The sequence below is a fragment of the Alicyclobacillus suci genome (genome assembly GCF_017329615.1).
In the GTDB taxonomy this organism is placed as follows: Bacteria; Bacillota; Bacilli; order Alicyclobacillales; family Alicyclobacillaceae; genus Alicyclobacillus; species Alicyclobacillus suci.
This window is the reverse complement of sequence record NZ_JAFMTW010000154.1, coordinates 1-602: the sequence shown is the minus strand read 5'-3', so window position 1 is coordinate 602 and position 602 is coordinate 1. Positions and strand designations below refer to the sequence as shown.

At 51.0% G+C, this 602-nt stretch carries 1 protein-coding gene; it reads left to right on the top strand.

Features of this window, described 5'->3' with window-relative positions; genetic code table 11:
- Positions 1–602, top strand: a 602-nt coding sequence (locus J3482_RS20215) for a DDE-type integrase/transposase/recombinase (RefSeq protein ID WP_206923090.1), incomplete at both ends; no start/stop codon positions are given.

Genomic DNA, 602 nt, shown 5'->3' with positions numbered 1-602 from the left:
ACGCCGAGGAGAATCGGCGCACGTTATGGTGTTTTGCCATGGTTCTATCCTACTCCCGGATGCTCTACTTGGAGTTTATCAAAGCGTCAGACCAACTGCATATCCTACAAGCCCTGCGCAATGCGCTTGAGTTTTTTGACGGGGTGCCAAAGACCATTCTCAGTGACAACTGTGCACCACTTGTTCTGTCTAACGACGGACATGGGCACGTAGAATGGCAGCCGGCTTATTTGGATTTCGCCAAGTATTATGGGTTTGTTCCCAAGGCCTGCAAACCCTATCGCAGTCGTACGAAAGGAAAAATTGAGCGCCCGATTCGTTATATCCGCGACAGCTTTTGGCCGACCGCGTTTGTGGACTTGGCAGATGTCAATCAGCAGGCAGTCATATGGAGAGATACCGTTGCCAACATCCGCATCCATGGGACAACGCATGAGCAGCCACAGTCTCGGTTCCCTGACGAAAAACTGCAGAGGCTGCCGAAACATCGGTATCTGTTGGCGTATAGCGCATTGCGTAAGGTCCTCAACGACTGTCGAATCTCATGGAATGCCAGCCTGTATTCTGTGCCGTGGCAGTACGTGGGAAAAAATGTTCTAGTT